Below are 16536 nucleotides of genomic sequence, written 5' to 3' on the forward strand. Positions count from 1 at the left end.
GACCGGTCGGTATGTTCGGGGTGCCCGGCCCGGGGCCGACGCGGGCCGGGCTTTCCCACGACCCCGGAGGGCCCATGTCAGCCACGCGCCACGCCCCGCAGACCCCGCCGGCACCGCGGGCGGTCCGGGTCCACGGGCACTGCGATCCCCGGTTCGCCGCCGTGCGCGAGGCGTTCGAGGAGAACTTCCGTGCGCGGCGCGAACTCGGGGCGGCGGTGGCGGTCACCCTCGACGGGGAGACGGTGGTGGACCTGTGGGGCGGCTGGGCGGACGCGGCCCGCACCCGGGCCTGGGAGCGGGACACGCTGGTGAACGTGTGGTCGACCACCAAGGGACCGGTGGCGCTGTGCGCGCATCTGCTCGTGGACCGGGGCCTGCTCGACCTGGACGCGCCGGTGGCCCGCTACTGGCCCCGGTTCGCGGCGGCCGGCAAGGAGAAGGTGCTGGTGCGGCATCTGCTGTCGCACCGTGCCGGGCTGCCGGGACTGCGCGAGCCGCACTCCCTGCGCGATCTGTACGACTGGGAGTTGACCACCGCGCGGCTCGCGGCCACCGAGCCGTGGTGGGAGCCGGGCACCCGGTCCGGGTACCACGCGGTGACGTACGGCTTCCTGGTCGGCGAGGTCGTACGGCGGATCACCGGGCTCAAGCCGGGGGCCTTCCTGGAGCGGGAGGTGACCGGACCGCTCGGCATCGACTTCAGCGTGGGCCTGCCGGTCGAGAAGTACGGCCGGGCCGCCGAGCTGACGCGCGCCCCGGCCGCCTCGGACGACGAGCCTTCGCCCACCTTCCGCCACCTGACCCGGATCACGCTCGCGGCGATGGCCAACCCCGCGATCGGCACGGCGCACGCGAACACGCCCGAGTGGCGGGCCGCGGAGGTCCCGGCGGGCAACGGGCACGGCACCGCGCGGGCGGTCGCGGAGCTGTACGGCGTCTTCGCCGGGCGGGGCTCCTTCGGCGGGCGCCGGGTGCTGTCGCCCGAGGCGGCGGAGCGGGTACGCGAGGGGCAGGGCAGCTGCGTCGACCTGGTGCTCGGGGCAGGGCTCGGGGGCGAGAGCGAGCTCGGGCTCGGCCTGTGGCTCAGCGGGCCGCAGGGCGCGTACGGGCCCAATCCGCGGGCGTTCGGTCATGACGGCTTCGGCGGTTCGTGCGGGCTCGCGGATCCGGAGGCGGGCGTGTCGCTGGGCTACGTCATGAACGGGATGGGGCCGCGCATCATGGACGATCCCCGGAAGATGGCGCTGATCGACGCCCTCTACAGCGCGCTGTGATCACCGGCCTCGGCTCAACCCGCCTGCGGCGGACCGCACTTGCGGGCCACCACCAGCCGGACCCGCGGGCTGCCGTCGGCGCGCCGCCCGAACTCGGGCAGGGCGTGCAGGTCGGTCGTGAACCCGGCGCGGTTCAGCTCGGCCAGCACCCTGCCGAGCCGGAAGGCGCGGTAGTACATGACGAACCGCGGCCGCCACAGGGCGTTGCGGACCCGCATCGCCGCGTCGAAGCCGAGCAGGAGCCAGAACGCGGGACGGTTCGCGCGGGGCGGGGCGAGCACCGGGAAGGCGAAGCTGCCGCCGGGCCGCAGCGCCGCGTGGACCTGGGCGAACAGGCCCGGCAGCTCGCGGGGCAGGAAGTGGCCGAACGCCCCGAAGCTGACGACGAGGTCGAAGGCCGCGGCGAACGGCAGGGCGCGTGCGTCGCCGCGCACCCAGGCGACGGCCGGCCCGCCCTCGGGCCGGGCCCGGCGCCGGGCCACATCGAGCATTCCCGCGCTGAAGTCGACGCCCACGGCGCTGCGCCGGCACAGCCGCGCCAGCGCCTCCGTGCCGGCACCGGTCCCGCAGCACAGGTCGAGGCCGTCCGCGAACGGGCCCAGCGGGTCCAGCGCCCGCGCGACGGCGTCGAGGATGCCGTCGGGGGTGCGGAAGGGCGTGTGGTCGAACTTCGGCGCGAGCAGGTCGTATCCGTGCTCGACGGACGACAGCGCCTGGACGGCGAGTTCGCGCAGCGAGGGGCCTTCGGGTCCGAACATGTCCGTCAGCCCGTCAACTCTCGTACCCGTTGATCAGTTTCATCCGCACCGACCCAACCTACAGGGGTGATCCGATGCACGCGTTCCGTTCGGCAGTCGAGGCCGGGGACCTGGACGCCGTGGAGGCGCTGCTGGCCGAGGACGTCGTCTTCACCAGTCCCGTCGTCTTCAAACCGTATACGGGCAAGGCCATCACCGCCGCGATCCTGCGCGCGGTCTCCCAGGTCTTCGAGGACTTCCGGTACGTCCGCGAGTTCGGCGCCCCGGACTCCCCCGACCACGCGCTGGTCTTCACCGCCCGTGTGGGCGGACGGGAACTGACCGGCTGCGACTTCCTGCACGTCGACGCGGACGGGCTGATCGACGACCTGATGGTCATGGTCCGTCCCCTGTCGGGCGCGCACGCCCTCGCCGAGGCGATGGGCGCGCGCTTCGAGCAGATCGCCGAGGAGGCGCGGGCGCGTTCGTGACCCACGGCTTCTTCCCGCCCCGCCCGCGCCCGTCGACGGTGGTCCGCCGGGCCGGGGCGGGGCGGGAAGCCCGGGGCTCCGGGAATACCCCCGTACGCCGCCTTGTTGACCCGATACAACGCACGGGTATAGTGCGAGCAGCGCATGTGCGTGCCCCTCGTACCGGCACCGATGCCGCCGCATTCTCTCCCAGCCCCTCGGCCGAGTCTTCCGAACGGCCCCGGGCTTCTTCCCAGCACCTCGTGACCAGGGCTTCTCGCCGCCGTGTCCGGGGTGTCGTTCCGCCGCCCGGAGGCAGGTCGTATCCGCCTCCCCCTCGCGGCCGTTCCCCTCCCTCGCTCTCTCCACCACTCCCCGTCCGCGAAAGGACGACACTCCATGACCACCACGATCGAACACCCTCCGGTGACCAGCCAGGCCCCGGCCGCCCGGCTCGTCTCCGGTGTCCTCGACATCGACGCGCACGGTAAGGGGCACCTGAGGCCCGCCGGGCTCCTTCCCACCCCCGCCGATCCCCAGGTGCCGGCCACGCTGATCCGCGGGTACGGGCTGCGCAAGGGCGACCTGGTCGAGGGCGTGAAGGGCGCGCAGCGCGGGCTGACCGAGGTCGCCCGGATCGAGGGCCGCGCGCCCGGGGCCCCCGGGGCCCGGCGGCACTTCCGCGACCTCACACCGCTCCACCCGCGCCGCCGGCTGCGCCTGGAACACCCGGACGCCGGACTGGCCGGCCGCCTGACCGATCTCTTCGCGCCGGTCGGCAAGGGCCAGCGCGGCCTCCTCGTGGCCCCGCCGAAGAGCGGCAAGACGGTGCTGCTGAGGCAGCTGGCCGCGGCCGTCGCCGGGAACCACCCGGAGTGCCGGCTCATGGTCCTGCTGCTGGACGAGCGCCCCGAGGAGGTCACCGAGATGCGCCGCACGGTGCACGGCGAGGTGTACGCCTCCACCTTCGACCGCACCGCCAGGGAGCACGTCGCCCTCGCCGAACTCGTCATCGAACGGGCCAAGCGCCTGGTCGAGGCGGGCGAGGACGTCGTCGTCCTGCTGGACTCGCTGACCCGGCTGTGCCGGGCTCACAACAACGCCGCCGGCGCGGGCGGCCGTACCCTCAGCGGCGGTGTCGACGCGGGCGCGCTGATCGGCCCCAAGCGGTTCTTCGGCGCCGCCCGTGAAGTCGAGGAGGGCGGCTCGCTCACCATCCTGGCCACCGCCCTCGTGGACACCGGATCGCGGGCCGACGGCTACTTCTTCGAGGAGCTGAAGAGCACCGGCAACATGGAGCTGCGCCTGGACCGGGAGCTGGCCGGGCGGCGTGTCTTCCCCGCCGTGGACCTCGAAGGCTCCGGCACCCGGCGCGAGGAACTGCTGCTCACCCCGGCCGAGTTGAGCGCCGTACGCCGGCTGCGTCGCGCCCTGGGCTCCCGCGAGGGCGGGCCGGCCGGGCTGGAGACCCTGCTGGAGCGGATGCGGCGCACCCCCGGCAACGCGGCCTTCCTGCGGCAGGTCCTGCCGACGCTGCCCGCGAGCTGACGACGCGGCCGAGTGCGGCATCCGGGTTGCTCCGCCGGCCCGGACGGCGCGGCCGGCGCGCGGACTTCACTCCCATTCGTACGTTGATCATATGATCACCAGATTCAGATATCGGGCGGTCGTCCCCGCCTGTTCCCTGTGCGTGGCGGGCCTGCTGGCGTGCACGCCGGCCGTGGCCACCGCCGCGTCGGCCGCCGGGCACCACCGCGGCACGGTCTGGCCGCGCGGCGGAGAACCCGCGCCCCCCGCGCCCCGGGCGGCCGTCCCGGCCCCGTCCCTCCTCTACCGCTCCGGCGTCCAGGTGCGCCCGCGCCGGGGCGCCCCCGATCTGCCGGACGTCTCCGCGCTGTCCTGGCTGGTCGCCGACGCGAGCAGCGGGCAGGTGCTGGCCGCGAGCGAGGCGCACCGTCCGCTGCCGCCGGCCAGCACCCTGAAGACCCTGTTCGCCCTCACCGTGCTGCCGAAACTGCCCAGCGGGATGCAGCACACCGTGCGCTACCGGGAGCTGGCCGACGTCGCCGAGGGCAGCAGCCTCGTCGGGGTGGAGGAGGGTCACCGCTACCAGGTGGCGGACCTGTGGCGGGGGGTCTTCCTCAGCTCGGGCAACGACGCCGTGCACGTGCTGGCCTCCCTGAACGGCGGCTGGGAGACCACCGCCAGGCGGATGCAGACCAACGCCCGCGCCCTGGGCGCCCTGGACACCCGGGTGCTGTCCCCGGACGGCTACGACGCCCCCGGACAGGTGTCCTCCGCCTACGACCTCGCGGTCTTCGGCCGGGAGGGCCTGCGCAACCCCGACTTCGCGAAGTACTGCTCCACCGCCCAGGCCGAGTTCCCGGGCGACGGGTCGCCGTACGCCATCGAGAACACCAACCGGCTACTCACCGGCGAAGACGGTGTGGCGCCGTACCCGGGCCTGATCGGCATCAAGAACGGCTACACCAGCAACGCGGGCAACACGCTCGTGGCCGCCGCCCGCCGGGGCGGCCGCACCCTTGAGGTGACCGTGATGAATCCGCAGGCCGGCGACGGGTTCGCGGTGTACGAGGAGGCGCGCGCGCTGCTCGACTGGGGCTTCGCGGCGGACGGTCAGGTGGATCCGGTCGGCTCGCTGGACGGGCTGCGCCCCAAGTTCCGGCCGGCCGCCTCGGCCGCGCCGGTGGCGGCGGCCACGTCCGGGGCGCCGGACGTGGACTGGTCCGGCACCGCCGTCGGGGTGGGACTGGCCGGACTGGGGGCGGGCGCGATGGCACTGGTGCTGCGGGCCAGGGGCAGGGCCGCACGGCGCTGACCGATCGGCAGGCCGAGCAGCAGGCCCAGGGTGATCCAGGTGTAGAGGTTGCTGCCGAGGAAGCCGTCGACGCCCGAGGCGTCGTCGAACCAGAGCCAGACCACGCTGGTGCACAGCACCGCGTACAGCGCGCCCGCGACGCGCCGGTGCCCGCTGCGCAGCAGGACCGCGAAGGAGGGCAGCAGCCATACCAGGTGATGCACCCAGGTGATCGGGCTGACGAGGCAGGCGGTCGCCCCGGTGAGGGCGAAGGCCGCCGTCCAGTCGCCGGCCAGCGCCGCCCGGCGGGTCCGCCACGCCCACACGCACAGGGTCAGCAGCACCGCGGTCGCCCACAGCGGGCGCCCGGTCTCGCCGAGCCGGGCCAGCATGCCCTGGAGCGACTGGTTGGAGACGTAGTCGAGGCGGCCCACCCGGCCGGTGTCCCACAGCGCCCGGGTCCAGTAGAACCGGGAGGCCGCGGGGTCCACCCAGGCGGCGAGCGCGGTCACGGCGACGGCCACGGCGGTCGCGTGCGCCGCGGCCCGGCGCCGCCCGGCGAGCAGCAGCAGCAGCCCGATGAACAGGGCGGGCGTCAGCTTGATGGCGGCGGCGAGCCCGATCCCGGCGCCCGCCCAGCGGCCCCGGCCGCTCGCCAGCAGCCAGGCGTCGGTGAGCACGAGGGCCAGGAGTACGACGTTGACCTGCCCGAAGCTGAAGGTGTCCCGCAGCGGTTCGAACAGCGCCAGCGCGCACAGGGCGAGCGCCCAGCGGTACCAGCCGTACCGCCGCCAGTGGTCGCCGGCCAGGATGCGCAGGACGACGCCGAGCGCGGCCGCGTTCACCACCAGGGAGGCGGCGATCGCGGTGTTCCGGCCCAGCACGGCCAGCGGCAGCATGAGCACCGCGGCGAACGGCGGATAGGTGAAGCCGTACTGCGTGCCCGGCACCCGGTAGTCGTAGATCAGGCCGCCGTGGTGCACCCAGGTGTGCACGGTGCCGTAGTAGACGCGCAGGTCGAAGAAGCCGCGCAGCAGCGGCACGGTCGCGGTGAACGCGGTCACGGCGGCGGCGAGGGCGAGGACCAGCAGCAGCCGGCCACGCTCGGTGCGCGGGCCGGTCATGCGGCGCGCCCCGGAGCCGGGGACGCGGCGGGTGCCTGGGCCGCCTGGTGGGCCTGCCACAGCACGACCATGCCGAGCACCCCGCCGCAGACGGCGAGCACCAGCTGGCCCGCGTCGGCGGGGCCGCCGCTGGGCAGGACGGCGAGGGCGAGCACCCCGGCGAGGGCCGCGACCCGGTGGCGTACCGAGGTGGCGGGCGCGGCGGCGGCGATCAGGAACAGGCCCCACAGCACGTACCAGGGGCGGATCGCCGGGCCGAACACGGCGACGACGAGCAGGCTCAGGCCCAGCGCGTAGACCGGCCTGAGGCGCATTCGCATCCATATCAGCAGGATCGCGACGGCGGTGGCCACGAGACCCACGATATGCCAGACCGGGACGGCCAGCGGGGCGAGACCGCTGCCGAGGCGGTCGAGCAGGGCGCCGGTGGCCCGGCCGAGCAGGCTGGTCAGCGCCCAGTTCTGCGGGGACACGGGGGTGCCGAGGGCGCCGATCCAGCCGTACCCGGTGCCGGCCAGGGCCGTGGCGGCGACAGCGGTCGCGGCGGAGGCGGCCGCGGTGGTCAGGGCGGCGGGCAGGGGACGGCGGCCGGCGCGGGCCTGGAGCGCCACCACGGCGAGCAGCCCGAGCCCGGCGGGCGCCTTGACCAGGGCCGCGAGGGTGACGAGTGCGGCGGCGAGGGCGCCGAGGGCGGGCCTGCGGTCGCGCGCGGCGACCAGCCCGAGGCCGAGCAGCCCGAGCATCAGCGCGTCGTTGTGGGCGCCCGCGACGAGGTGGAGCAGCACCAGCGGGTTGAGGGCGCCGAGCCAGAGCGCGGCGGCCGGGTCGGCGCCGCTGTGCCGGGCCAGGCGGGGCAGCGCGAACGCCATCAGGGCCACGCCCAGCAGCGCGACCATGCGCATGCCGAGCAGGCCCGCGGGCAGTTCGCCCCGGGTGAGGCCGGACAGCGCGGAGGCGAGGCCCAGGAAGGCCGGCCCGTACGGCGCTCCGGTGTGCTGCCACATGGGGGCGACCTGGTCGGCGAGCGGGCCGCCGAGGGCCGCGGGACCCTGGGTGTACACGTCCATGTGCGCGTCGGCCATGGCGCCCTGCGCCAGGTAGCTGTAGACGTCCCGGCTGAACAGCGGCGGGGCGAGCACCAAGGGGGCGGCCCAGACCGCCAGTACGAGGAGGAGGGCCCGCGGGGTGGGCGGCTGCGGGCCGCGCACCAGCCGGCCGAGGAGCACCCAGGCGGCTGTCAGGAGGACGACGCCGAAGTACACCCCGACCAGTCCGGTGGCCGCCTGGGCCGAGGCGGGGGACAGCAGGTTCTCGACGGGCAGGGCACCGGCCGTCTCCCCGCCCAGCGCGAGGGAGGCGGTGCCGGCCAGGCCGAGCAGCCGGCAGCGACGCAGATCGAAGGGGAATGCCATGGCCAACACCGGCTCAGCGTGTCGACGCCGGATGGCCGCGAGGCGACGACTGCCCGTCCGGGCGGGAGCGGACGTGTGGCCGGTGCGTGGTGGCGGAGGGGGCGGGAGGTGACGGGCCGGTGCGCGGCGGATGCCGGGCCGGTGCCCTCAGAACACCGACAGCCCGGTCAGGGTCGTGAAGCGGTCCAGCGCCGCCACGCCCGCCACCGAGTTGCCGCGCTCGTCCAGGCCCGGACTCCACACGCACAGCGTGCAGCGGCCCGGCACGACGGCGATGATCCCGCCGCCGACGCCGCTCTTGCCGGGCAGCCCGACCCGGTAGGCGAAGTCCCCGGCCGCGTCGTACGTGCCGCAGGTCAGCATCACCGCGTTGACCTGCTTGGCCTGGCTGCGGCTGAGCAGGCGGCTGCCGTCGGCGCGGACGCCGTGCCGGGCGAGGAAGCCGGTGGCGAGGGCGAGGTCGGCGCACGAGGCGGCGACGGAGCACTGGCGGAAGTACTGGTCGAGCAGGACCGGCACCGCGTTGTCGATGTTGCCGTACGACGCCATGAAGTGGGCGAGCGCGGCGTTGCGGTCGCCGTGCGCGGTCTCGGAGGCGGCGACCTCCCGGTCGAAGTCCAGCGCGGGGTTTCCGCTCTCGGCGCGCAGGAAGGCGAGCAGTTCGCCGGCCGCGTCCCCGGTACGGGTCTGGAGGCGGTCGGTGACGACGAGGGCGCCCGCGTTGATGAACGGGTTGCGCGGGATGCCGTTCTCGTACTCCAGCTGCACCAGGGAGTTGAACGGGTTGCCGGAGGGCTCGCGGCCGACGTGCTCCCAGAGTTCGTCGCCCTCGCGGGCGAGGTCCAGGGCGAGGGTGAACACCTTGGTGATGGACTGGGCGGAGAACGGCTGCCGCCACTCCCCCACTCCGTACACCGTGCCGTCCGGCTCGGCGACGGCCATGCCGAAGCTGCGGGGGTCGCGGGCGGCGAGCGCGGGGATGTAGTCGGCGGCGCGTCCCCGGCCCGGTGTGTGCTCCAGCTCCTCGGCTATGCGCTCCAGGACCGGCAGGAAGGTGCGGGACGACGTCGTTGTCATGATCACCATTGTGCCTCCGTACCGTTTAGGGAGCCCACTCGCCCGTGCCCGGTGATGCCCGCTCGCCGCAGGTCAGGCAGCTGGTGCCCCGCTGCCCGCGACGATCTCGGGGCGCAGCAGCCCGGCCAGTGTCTCGGCGGGCAACAGCCCCTTCTCCAGGACCAGTTCGGCGACCCCGCGGCCGGTGGAGAGGGCCTCCTTCGCGATCTCGGTGGCCGCCGTGTAGCCGATGTGCGGGTTGAGCGCGGTGACCAGTCCGATGGAGTTCTCCACGCTCGCGCGCAGCCGCTCGGTGTTCGCGGTGATGCCGTCGACACAGCGCTCGGCCAGCGTCAGGCAGGCCCGCTCCAGGTGGGTGACGGACTCCGACAGGGAGTGCAGGATGATCGGCTCGAAGGCGTTGAGCTGGAGCTGTCCGGCCTCGGCGGCCATGGTGATGGCGACATCGTTGCCGATCACCTCGAAGGCGACCTGGTTGACCACCTCGGGGATGACCGGGTTGACCTTGCCCGGCATGATGGACGAACCGGCCTGCACCGGCGGCAGGTTGATCTCGCCGAGCCCGGCACGCGGCCCGGAGGACAGCAGCCGCAGGTCGTTGCAGCTCTTGGAGAGCTTCACCGCGATCCGCTTGAGCACACCGGACATCTGCACGAACGCCCCGCAGTCCTGGGTGGCCTCGACCAGGTTGGCGGCGGTGACCAGCGGCAGGCCGGTGATCACGGACAGGTGCCGGCGGGCGGCCTCGGCGTACCCGGACGGAGCATTGATCCCGGTGCCGATGGCCGTGGCGCCCAGGTTGATCTCATGGATCAACTCGACGGCCTCGGCAAGACGGCTGCGGTCCTCCTCGATCATGACGGCGAACGCGGAGAACTCCTGGCCGAGCGTCATCGGTACCGCGTCCTGCAACTGTGTACGGCCCATCTTGAGCACCTCACGGAACTCGACGGACTTCCCCGCGAAGGCGTCCTGGAGTACGGCCATCGCCTTGAGCAGTCCACGGACCGCGAACACCATCGCTATCTTGACGGCGGTCGGGTAGACGTCGTTGGTCGACTGGCTGAGGTTGACGTCCTCGTTGGGGTGCAGACGCGTGTACTCGCCCTTGGCCCGGCCGAGCAGCTCCAACGCCCGGTTCGCCACGACCTCGTTGGCGTTCATGTTGGTCGACGTGCCGGCGCCGCCCTGGATGACGTCCACGACGAACTGCTCGTGCAGCTCGCCCCGGCGGATCTCCCGGCAGGCGGCCACGATCGCCCGTGCCTTCTCCGGCGCCAGCAGCCCGAGTTCCTCGTTGGCGAGCGCGGCGGCCTCCTTCACGGCGGCCAGGGCGTCGATCAGATGCGGGTACGCCGAGATCGGCATCCCGGTGATGGGGAAGTTCTCGGTCGCCCGCAGGGTGTGGATGCCCCAGTAGGCGTCGGCGGGCACGTCCCGATCGCCGAGGAGGTCGTGTTCGCGCCGGGTGGTGGTCATGAAGGTGCTCGGCTTTCTGGAATACGGAAGTGAAGGTCCCCGTCAGGGGCGGGGGGGTGTCATCGATGCGCGGCTGCCGCCGCGTGCGCGCGACCAGCCGGGAACGGCCCACGCGTTCCCCGGCAGCGGCCGAGTCGTTCAGCCACCCACCGCCACCGGGGAACCGAGCTCGTCCACGACCCGCACGGCCCCCACCGGAACCCCGCCCCCGAGCAAGGGCGCCCCCGAGAACGCGCCCAGGAGCGCGGAGTCCACGCCCGCCAGCGCCAGCGCGGCCGCCGCGACCGGCACCCGCGCCCGGTCCGCGCCGTCGGCTATCTTCACGGCGATCGCGCGCCCGTCCGGCAGCGCGGCGACCTGCACCCCCTCGAAGCCGTCCTTGGCGAGCAGCCCCGGCACGGCCCGCATCAGCGCGGCGACGTCGCGGCTCTCACCGGACGCCATCTCCGCGTGGCCCCGCATCGCGTCGGCGACCCTCGCCTCGGCGGTTCCGGGCGCGGCCGACGTGATCCGGGACAGCGCGCGGGCAAGTCCCCGCAAGGAGACGGCGAACAGGGGGGCGCCGCAGCCGTCGACCGTGACGTGGGCGACCCGCTGCCCGGTGAGGTCCTCGACGGTCTCCCGGATCGCCCGCTGGAGCGGGTGCGCCGGGTCCAGGTAGTCCGGCAGCGACCAGTCGTTCAGCCGCGCGGTCCACAGCATCGCCGCGTGCTTGCCGGAGCAGTTCTGGGCGAGCCGGGAAGGCGTCCGGCCGTCGCGGACCCAGGTGTCGCGGACGGCGGGGTCGAAGGGCATGTCGGGGACGTTGCGCAGGTCGTCCTCGCCGAGACCGGCCAGTTCGAGGATGCGCCGGGTGCCGGCGAGGTGGCGCTCCTCGCCGGAGTGGCTCGCGGCGGCCAGGGACAGCAGCTCGCCGTCCAGCGGCAGCCCGGCCCGCAGCATGGCGACGGCCTGGAGGGGCTTGACCGCCGAGCGGGGGTAGAACGCGGCCTCGACGTCGCCGAGCCGGAACGGGACGGTGCCGTCGGCGCCGAGGACGACGACGGAGCCGTAGTGGATGCCCTCGACGACGCCGCCGCGGACGAGGTGGGCGACGGGGGCGTGGCGGGGTGCGCGGACGACGGGCGCGTCGGTGGGGAAGCTGGTGTCCATGTCTGCCTGCATCAGGAGGTCGGGGCGGCCGGTTCGCGGGTCACGCGGCGGCGCGCCGGTGGGGGGTGCGCGGGGCGCGGGCGTGGTGAGGCCCGCGGCCGGTGCCGGGCCGGCGGCGCGGGGGCACGGTGGTGCGTCCGGCGCCGGCGTCGGCGTGCCGGAAGGTCAGGGGGCGCTCACGTCTCGGGGCCGCCGTGCGCGGCCGGGTCCGGCCGCCGGGGGCGCACGATGTCGGTGAGGGTGCGTTCGACGCGGTCGAGGTGGTGGCTCATCGCCGCCAGCGCGTCCTGTTCGGAGCCTTCGACCAGCGCCTCGACGATCGCGCGGTGCTCGCGGTTGGACTGCTCGCGGCGGCCGCCGAGCTCGTTCAGGAAGGCCGACTGGCGCGCCAGGGCGTCGCGGATCTCCTCGATGACCCGGCGGAAGACCGGGTTCTGGGCGGCCTCGGCCACGGTGAGGTGGAAGACGGTGTCCATCGCGACCCACGCGGTGGTGTCCGTCTCCCGCTCCATGCGCTCCAGCAGATGGCCCAGGCGGTCCAGGTGGTCCGGGGTGCGGCGCAGGGCCGCGTAGCCGGCGACCGGGATCTCGATGTGCCGGCGGACCTCCAGCAGATCGCTGGCCGCGTAGTCGCCGAAGGTGGGGTCCTCCACCGCGTCGGCGACGACGAAGGTGCCCTTGCCGGTCCGGGAGACCGTGAGGCCCATCACCTGGAGCGCGCGCAGCGCCTCGCGCAGCACGGGCCGGGAGACCTCCAGGGTGCGGCCCAGCTCGGCCTCGGAGGGCAGCTTGTCGCCGATGGCGTACTCGCCGCGTTCGATGGCGCCGCGGAGGTGGGCGAGGACCGCTTCCATCGCGCTCACGCGCCGCGGGCCCGGACCACCTGTCTGGCTGTCTGACAGGTTCACGAGCCGATCGTGCGCGCCGCCCGGCCGCTCTGTCAAGGCGGCCGGTGAACGCGCGCGGGGTGCGGCGCCCGCGGTCCGGGCTGCCGCACCCCGCGGGGTGGCCGAAAGGTTACGCCTCAGGCGTTGAGCACACCGGAGGCGAGCAGGCCGAGCAGGCCCACGCCGATGATGATGCGGTAGATCACGAAGGCGTTGAAGGAGTGCTTGGCGACGAACTTCAGCAGCCAGGCGATCGAGGCGTAGGCCACGACGAAGGAGACGACGGTGCCGACGGCCAGCGGGGCGGCGCCCACACCCGCGCCCAGGGCGTCCTTCAGCTCGTAGATGCCCGCGCCGGTCAGCGCGGGGATGCCGAGGAAGAAGGAGAGGCGGGTCGCGGCGACGCGGTCCAGGTCCAGCACGAGCGCGGTGGACATGGTGGCGCCGGAGCGGGAGAAGCCGGGGAAGAGCAGGGCGAGGATCTGCGAGCAGCCGACCCACATCGCGTCCTTGAAGGAGGTGTCGTCCTCACCGCGCTTGTGGCGGCCCATCTGGTCCGCGCACCACATCACACCGGAGCCGACGATCAAGGAACCGGCCACCACCCACAGCGAGGCCAGCGGCCCGTCGATCAGCGGCTTGGCGGCGAGACCCACCAGGACGATCGGGACCGTCGCGGCGATCACCCACCAGGCGAACTTGTAGTCGTGGTGGTAGCGCTCCTCGCGGTGGGTCAGACCGCGGAACCAGGCGGAAACGATCCGCTTGATGTCCTTGAAGAAGTACACGAGCACGGCGGCGATGGCGCCGACCTGGATGACGGCGGAGAACCCGACGACGGACTTGTCGTCGACGGGGATGTCCATGAGTCCCTCGGCGATCTTGAGATGGCCGGTGGAGGACACCGGGAGGAACTCGGTCACCCCCTCGACTACTCCGAGGACGACGGCCTGACCGACAGAGATGGCGCTCATGGGATCCAGTTCTGAGGAGAGTAGGTCGACAGTGTTGTAGACAGTACTTGCTGCGTCCTGCGGTCTGCCAAGCGCCCGGCCTACAGAGCGCCGGCGAGCCAGAACCCGGCGAAGGCCGCGGCCAGCCCGGCCGCCGCGCCGGCGACGACGTTCACCGCAGCGTAGAGGCCGGCGCCGGCCTCGGTCAGCCGCAGGGTCTCGTAGGAGAAGGTCGAGTACGTGGTCAGCGCCCCGCACAGACCGGTGCCGAGCAGGAGTTGCCCATGGGGTCCCGCGGCCCCGGTGGCGACCGCGCCGGTGACCAGCCCGAGGATCAGGCTGCCGGCGACGTTGACCACGAAGGTGCCCCAGGGGAAGACCGAGTCGTGCCGGGCCTGTACGGCGCGGTCGGTGAGGTAGCGCGCGGGTGCGCCGACCATGGCCCCGGCCACGACGAGCAGCCAGTTCACAACGGTTCCTCACCTTCCGGCCCCGCCACGGGGTGCGGGCCGGGCGCGCGTCCGACGTACCGTACGACCTCGCACTCGTCCAGCGTGACCAGGCCCTCGCGGACCAGCTCGTCCAGCTGGGGCAGGAAGGCCCTGATCCGCTCCTCGGTGTCCACGACGACCACCGCGACCGGGAGATCCTCGCTCAGCGAGAGCAGGCGGGAGGTGTGGATGCGGGAGGAGGCGCCGAAGCCCTCGATGCCCCGGAAGACGCTGGCGCCCGCGAGCCCGGCGGCGTGCGCGCGGTGCACGATCTCGCTGTAGAGGGGCTTGTGGTGCCAGGTGTCGTCCTCGCCGACGTAGACGGTCAGCCGCAGCGCGCGGCCGGTGAGCGAGGTCATGGCTGTTCCCTCCTGGTCAGTACCCGGCGGGCGGTGACCGAGGCGAGCCACACCGCGGCGAGGGCCGCGCACGGCGTCGCCAGGAGATAGGCGAGGCCGATCTCGGGGCGCCCGGACTCGACCAGCCTGCGGATGTCGGCGGTGTAGGTGGAGAAGGTGGTGAAGCCGCCGAGGACGCCCGTGCCGAAGAAGGGGCGGACGAGGCGGTGGGCTGCCCACACCTCGGTGATGAACACCATGAACACGCCCATCACGGCGCAGCCGATCAGGTTGGTCCAGAAGGTCGCCCAGGGAAAGCCCTCGGGCGGGGCGGGCCAGGCGAGCGCGAGCCCGTAGCGGCCGCAGGCGCCGAGGGCGCCGCCGGCGGCGACCACCGCGACGATCGGGCCCTGGGCACGCCAGCGCGTCCGCCGGCGCGGTGCGGGGCGGGCGCGAAGGGTCTCGGCTTCGGGGGTTGTCATCGCTGCGTACGTCTCCTGCTCGGCCGACCCCCGGTGGGTGATCACGGCCGGGCACCAGACTACCGCCGCCCCGGCCGCGCCCCGGCCATGCCGCGGGCCGCCCGCAGGGCTGTTCACCCGCCCTTCCCCGGCAGGTCGGCCCTCCTTAAAGAAGAGGGGCCGATTCTTCGAAGACGAGGGGCCGACCCCTTGGAGAAGAGGGCCGGCTCATCGAGAAACCGGCCCGGCTCATCGCGATGCGGGCCCGGTTCCCGGGGGCGGGCTCAGCGCGCCCGGTCGGACGAGTCCCGACTCGTAGGCGAGCACCACCGCCTGGGCGCGGTCACGCAGGCCGAGCTTGGCGAAGATGCGGGCCACATGGGATTTCACGGTGGCCTCGCTGAGGGTCAGCTCGGCGGCCAGCTCGGTGTTGGACATGCCCCGCCCCAGCAGGAGCAGCACCTCGCGCTCGCGGGGCGTGAGGGCGGCGAGGTCGGCGGGCGGACCCTCGGGGGGCCGCCCGGCCTCGGCCGCGTACCGCTCCACCAGGCGCCGGGTGATCTGCGGGGCGAGCAGGGCGTCGCCGGTGCCGACCAGACGGACGGCCGCCGCCAGGTGCTCCGGGGTGACGTCCTTGAGCAGGAAGCCGCTGGCCCCGATCGACAGGGCCGTGTACACGTACCGGTCCAGGTCGAAGGTGGTGAGCATGAGCACCCGGATGCCGGGGTCCCGGGCCAGGATCCGCCGGGTCGCCTCCAGCCCGTCCACGTCGGGCATGCGGATGTCCATGAGGACGACGTCCGGCTTCAGCTCCCCCGCCGCCGCGATCGCCTCGGCACCGTCCGCGGCCTCGCCGACCACGTCGATGCCCCGGGCGTTGAGGATCAGCCGGAAGCCGGTCCGGATCAGCGTCTGGTCGTCGGCGATCAGCACGCGGGGCGCCCGCTCGGGCGCGTCCGGTGTCACGGGCGGTCCAGGGGTATGCGGGCCCGGACCCGGTATCCACCGCCGAGTCTGCGCCGGGCGTCGAGGTCACCGCCGTACACGGCGACCCGTTCGCGCAGGCCGAGCAGTCCGCGGCCGGCGCCCTCGGGGTGCGGCCGCGGAGCTGCCGGGGTGGTCGGAGCGGTCGGCGCGGTGCCGGTCAGCACGCTCGGGCCGCTGTTGAGGACCTCGACGCGCAGGGCGTGGCCCGCGTAGCGCACGCTGACCTCCGCCTTGCCGCCGTCGCCGTGGCGCAGCGCATTGGTCAGGGCCTCCTGGATGATGCGGTAGGCCGTCACGTCGACGCCCTGGGGCAGCGGGCGGGGCTCGCCGGAGACACGGACCTCGACGGGCAGCCCGGCGAACGATATGCGGTCCACCAGCGGGCCCAGCCGGTCGAGACCGGGCAGCGGCGCGCGGGGCGCGGCCTCCGCACCCGCGTCCGAACCCGGACCGGTGTCGGTGCCGTCCTGCGCGGGGGCCAGCAGGTCGAGCAGATGCCTGAGGTCGGTCATGGCGCCCCGGCCCGCGTCCTCGACGGCCCTCAGCGCGGTCGCGGCCTCGTCCGGCATGGTGCCCAGCACCTCGCGGGCGGCGCTCGCCTGCACGACCATCAGGCCCACGGTGTGGCTCACGATGTCGTGCAACTCGCGGGCGATGCGGTCCCGTTCGGCCGCGACGGCGGCCTCGGCGGCGCTCTCGCGCTCCCGCTCCAGCAGCCAGCCGCGCTCCCCGACCGCCGCCCGCCAGCGGCGCCGGGTGCGCACCAGCGCCACGGCCAGTCCCAGGGCGACCGCGCACACCACCGTGAGCGCCACCGCCGACACGTCGTACTCCCCCATGCCGTTCATGGTGGCAGACGGCACCGACAACCGCCTC

At 74.0% G+C, this 16536-nt stretch carries 16 protein-coding genes and 1 pseudogene; 4 read left to right on the plus strand and 13 right to left on the minus strand.

Annotated elements, in window-relative coordinates:
• The first annotated feature begins 74 nt into the window (after positions 1 to 74).
• Positions 75 to 1274, plus strand: a complete 1200-nt coding sequence (locus ACWDD7_RS11320) for a serine hydrolase domain-containing protein (RefSeq protein ID WP_450457170.1) — start codon at positions 75 to 77, stop codon at positions 1272 to 1274.
• Positions 1275 to 1288: 14 nt separating this feature from the next.
• On the opposite strand, the gene ACWDD7_RS11325 is transcribed toward ACWDD7_RS11320, so the two are convergent.
• Positions 1289 to 2032: a class I SAM-dependent methyltransferase gene (locus tag ACWDD7_RS11325; RefSeq protein ID WP_450457171.1), complete on the minus strand. Its 744-nt coding sequence runs from the start codon at positions 2030 to 2032 to the stop codon at positions 1289 to 1291.
• 74 nt (positions 2033 to 2106) lie between these two features.
• On the opposite strand from ACWDD7_RS11325, the gene ACWDD7_RS11330 reads away from it, so the two are divergent.
• The 3 genes and pseudogenes from ACWDD7_RS11330 to ACWDD7_RS11340 form a co-directional block, all read left to right on the plus strand.
• Positions 2107 to 2502, plus strand: a complete 396-nt coding sequence (locus ACWDD7_RS11330) for a nuclear transport factor 2 family protein (RefSeq protein ID WP_351878910.1) — start codon at positions 2107 to 2109, stop codon at positions 2500 to 2502.
• Positions 2503 to 2880: 378 nt separating this feature from the next.
• On the plus strand, positions 2881 to 4029 hold the full coding sequence (gene rho / locus ACWDD7_RS11335) for a transcription termination factor Rho (RefSeq protein ID WP_450457172.1): 1149 nt from the start codon (positions 2881 to 2883) through the stop codon (positions 4027 to 4029).
• Between the two features lie 91 nt (positions 4030 to 4120).
• A pseudogene (locus ACWDD7_RS11340) lies at positions 4121 to 4987 on the plus strand (D-alanyl-D-alanine carboxypeptidase family protein); the annotation flags it as partial.
• Positions 4988 to 5118: 131 nt separating this feature from the next.
• Here the strand turns inward: ACWDD7_RS11340 and ACWDD7_RS11345 are convergent.
• The 12 genes from ACWDD7_RS11345 to ACWDD7_RS11400 all read right to left on the minus strand — a co-directional run bounded on the left by ACWDD7_RS11345 (position 5119) and on the right by ACWDD7_RS11400 (position 16499).
• Positions 5119 to 6423: a glycosyltransferase 87 family protein gene (locus tag ACWDD7_RS11345; RefSeq protein WP_450457173.1), complete on the minus strand. Its 1305-nt coding sequence runs from the start codon at positions 6421 to 6423 to the stop codon at positions 5119 to 5121.
• Entirely contained in the window at positions 6420 to 7835 is a 1416-nt protein-coding gene (gene mptB, locus ACWDD7_RS11350) for a polyprenol phosphomannose-dependent alpha 1,6 mannosyltransferase MptB (protein WP_450457174.1), read from the minus strand. Before mptB ends, ACWDD7_RS11345 begins: the two co-directional genes overlap by 4 nt.
• A 147-nt stretch (positions 7836 to 7982) precedes the next feature.
• Positions 7983 to 8921 (minus strand): glutaminase, encoded by a 939-nt coding sequence (locus tag ACWDD7_RS11355; protein ID WP_450457176.1) that lies wholly within the window; start codon positions 8919 to 8921, stop codon positions 7983 to 7985.
• A 63-nt stretch (positions 8922 to 8984) separates the two neighbouring features.
• Complete coding sequence (gene aspA, locus ACWDD7_RS11360) at positions 8985 to 10391, minus strand: aspartate ammonia-lyase (RefSeq protein ID WP_450457177.1); 1407 nt, start codon at positions 10389 to 10391, stop codon at positions 8985 to 8987.
• 138 nt (positions 10392 to 10529) lie between these two features.
• Complete coding sequence (locus ACWDD7_RS11365) at positions 10530 to 11543, minus strand: asparaginase (protein WP_450457178.1); 1014 nt, start codon at positions 11541 to 11543, stop codon at positions 10530 to 10532.
• 176 nt (positions 11544 to 11719) lie between these two features.
• Positions 11720 to 12397 carry a FadR/GntR family transcriptional regulator gene (locus ACWDD7_RS11370; RefSeq protein ID WP_450457259.1) on the minus strand — a complete coding sequence of 226 codons (678 nt, stop codon included), beginning with the start codon at positions 12395 to 12397 and terminating at the stop codon, positions 11720 to 11722.
• Between the two features lie 170 nt (positions 12398 to 12567).
• Positions 12568 to 13404 (minus strand): undecaprenyl-diphosphate phosphatase, encoded by an 837-nt coding sequence (locus ACWDD7_RS11375; RefSeq protein ID WP_450457179.1) that lies wholly within the window; start codon positions 13402 to 13404, stop codon positions 12568 to 12570.
• Between the two features lie 80 nt (positions 13405 to 13484).
• Positions 13485 to 13853, minus strand: coding sequence for a fluoride efflux transporter CrcB (crcB, locus tag ACWDD7_RS11380; RefSeq protein ID WP_450457180.1), 369 nt, complete (start codon positions 13851 to 13853; stop codon positions 13485 to 13487).
• Positions 13850 to 14233 carry a DUF190 domain-containing protein gene (locus ACWDD7_RS11385; RefSeq protein WP_392212881.1) on the minus strand — a complete coding sequence of 128 codons (384 nt, stop codon included), beginning with the start codon at positions 14231 to 14233 and terminating at the stop codon, positions 13850 to 13852. The genes crcB (ACWDD7_RS11380) and ACWDD7_RS11385 overlap by 4 nt, the downstream gene beginning before the upstream one ends.
• Complete coding sequence (crcB, locus tag ACWDD7_RS11390) at positions 14230 to 14694, minus strand: fluoride efflux transporter CrcB (protein ID WP_351875234.1); 465 nt, start codon at positions 14692 to 14694, stop codon at positions 14230 to 14232. Before crcB (ACWDD7_RS11390) ends, ACWDD7_RS11385 begins: the two co-directional genes overlap by 4 nt.
• A 228-nt stretch (positions 14695 to 14922) precedes the next feature.
• Complete coding sequence (locus tag ACWDD7_RS11395) at positions 14923 to 15639, minus strand: response regulator (protein ID WP_450457181.1); 717 nt, start codon at positions 15637 to 15639, stop codon at positions 14923 to 14925.
• Positions 15636 to 16499 carry a sensor histidine kinase gene (locus tag ACWDD7_RS11400; protein ID WP_450457182.1) on the minus strand — a complete coding sequence of 288 codons (864 nt, stop codon included), beginning with the start codon at positions 16497 to 16499 and terminating at the stop codon, positions 15636 to 15638. Before ACWDD7_RS11400 ends, ACWDD7_RS11395 begins: the two co-directional genes overlap by 4 nt.
• Between the last annotated feature and the right edge of the window lie 37 nt (positions 16500 to 16536).

The sequence above is a fragment of the Streptomyces sp. NPDC001056 genome (genome assembly GCF_053598955.1).

What these genes read in the sequence shown, in the direction of transcription:
- ACWDD7_RS11320 (WP_450457170.1), top strand. Translation starts at nt 75, where the DNA reads ATGTCAGCCACGCGCCACGCCCCGCAGACCCCGCCGGCACCGCGGGCG.
- ACWDD7_RS11325 (WP_450457171.1), bottom strand. Translation starts at nt 2,032, where the DNA reads ATGTTCGGACCCGAAGGCCCCTCGCTGCGCGAACTCGCCGTCCAGGCG.
- ACWDD7_RS11330 (WP_351878910.1), top strand. Translation starts at nt 2,107, where the DNA reads ATGCACGCGTTCCGTTCGGCAGTCGAGGCCGGGGACCTGGACGCCGTG.
- rho (WP_450457172.1), top strand. Translation starts at nt 2,881, where the DNA reads ATGACCACCACGATCGAACACCCTCCGGTGACCAGCCAGGCCCCGGCC.
- ACWDD7_RS11345 (WP_450457173.1), bottom strand. Translation starts at nt 6,423, where the DNA reads ATGACCGGCCCGCGCACCGAGCGTGGCCGGCTGCTGCTGGTCCTCGCC.
- mptB (WP_450457174.1), bottom strand. Translation starts at nt 7,835, where the DNA reads ATGGCATTCCCCTTCGATCTGCGTCGCTGCCGGCTGCTCGGCCTGGCC.
- ACWDD7_RS11355 (WP_450457176.1), bottom strand. Translation starts at nt 8,921, where the DNA reads ATGGTGATCATGACAACGACGTCGTCCCGCACCTTCCTGCCGGTCCTG.
- aspA (WP_450457177.1), bottom strand. Translation starts at nt 10,391, where the DNA reads ATGACCACCACCCGGCGCGAACACGACCTCCTCGGCGATCGGGACGTG.
- ACWDD7_RS11365 (WP_450457178.1), bottom strand. Translation starts at nt 11,543, where the DNA reads ATGGACACCAGCTTCCCCACCGACGCGCCCGTCGTCCGCGCACCCCGC.
- ACWDD7_RS11370 (WP_450457259.1), bottom strand. Translation starts at nt 12,397, where the DNA reads ATGGAAGCGGTCCTCGCCCACCTCCGCGGCGCCATCGAACGCGGCGAG.
- ACWDD7_RS11375 (WP_450457179.1), bottom strand. Translation starts at nt 13,404, where the DNA reads ATGAGCGCCATCTCTGTCGGTCAGGCCGTCGTCCTCGGAGTAGTCGAG.
- ACWDD7_RS11385 (WP_392212881.1), bottom strand. Translation starts at nt 14,233, where the DNA reads ATGACCTCGCTCACCGGCCGCGCGCTGCGGCTGACCGTCTACGTCGGC.
- crcB (WP_351875234.1), bottom strand. Translation starts at nt 14,694, where the DNA reads ATGACAACCCCCGAAGCCGAGACCCTTCGCGCCCGCCCCGCACCGCGC.
- ACWDD7_RS11400 (WP_450457182.1), bottom strand. Translation starts at nt 16,499, where the DNA reads ATGGGGGAGTACGACGTGTCGGCGGTGGCGCTCACGGTGGTGTGCGCG.